General features: G+C 64.9%; 1 protein-coding gene and 1 pseudogene. Both read left to right on the plus strand.

Annotated features, from left to right (window positions below; translation table 11 throughout):
• Positions 1-482 (plus strand): 4'-phosphopantetheinyl transferase superfamily protein (locus tag D588_RS0115520; protein WP_017916638.1); only part of this gene is annotated, 482 nt, incomplete at its 5' end.
• 121 nt (positions 483-603) lie between these two features.
• Positions 604-1,055: pseudogene (locus tag D588_RS0115525) on the plus strand (Fic family protein); the annotation flags it as partial.

The following is a 1,055-nucleotide window of genomic DNA, read 5'->3' on the forward strand; positions in this document are numbered from 1 at the left end:
TGGTGCCGGCGGCGCAATTGCCGCTGCGCCGCGACGCCCGCGGCCGGCCCGGCCTGCATGCACCGCTGGCGTACGTGGACACCGGTTGGAGCCACAGCGGCGACTACCTGCTGGTGGCGGTGGCCGCGCACGCGCGGCTGGGGGTGGACATCGAGCGCCAGCGGCCACGGCCGCGCCTGCTGGAACTGGCGCAGCGCTTCTTCCACCCGGACGAGGTCGCGCTGCTGGCCGCGCTGGCGGCGCCGGCGCGCGAGGCGCTGTTCTTCCGCCTGTGGTGCGCCAAGGAAGCGCTGCTCAAGGCGCATGGCCACGGCATCGCCTTCGGCCTGCACCGGCTGCGCTTCGCCGAGGACGCCGGCGGCGCGCTGCGCCTGGTCTGGTGCGACCCGGGCCTGGGCGCGGCCGAGGTCTGGCATCTGCACGAATGGGAGGCCGCGCCCGGCTACCGGGCGGCGCTGGCCTGGTGGCCAGGGCTGCCGTAGGTTCAATGCCTCTGGATCGTGTTGCAGCCCTGTGATTCCGATGTCGGCCTCGTTGGCTGGGCAGGTCGTGCTTTAGCGCAATTTGATGTAAAAAGATATACGTTTTTTATAGGAAAACGCGATGAAGCTCCCTGTGCCGCCCCCAGACAGCTGGCGTCTTCTTGCTGATGAACCTGAACGCATGGTGAGGGTGTTCAGGTCGAAGATCGGTCCCGAGGTGGCTGGAAGCTACGAACACTGGGACAAACTCAGGCATAGAGTCGCGCCAGACGGCCTCACCACAGAAGAATGGTGGGCTGGCATCAAGTGGAGCCGTCAAGCGCTGGCACGCGAACTTGATCTGGTGGACAAAGACGACGAGAACTTCGTCGTTTCCATTACCGATTCGATGCAGCGCAGACTTCACTACATTGATCGCGAGGCGGCTGGGGCGATCAAAGGAATGGAGAGCAGCGGTGGACAGAATAGATTTCTGATCCGTTCGCTGATCGAGGAGGCCATGACGTCGTCCCAGCTTGAGGGAGCCGCTACCACCCGCGCGGTTGCAAAAGAGATGCTATCGACTGGCAGACT

This window comes from Xanthomonas sp. SHU 308 (genome assembly GCF_000364645.1).
GTDB classification, from domain to species: Bacteria; Pseudomonadota; Gammaproteobacteria; order Xanthomonadales; family Xanthomonadaceae; genus Xanthomonas_A; species Xanthomonas_A sontii.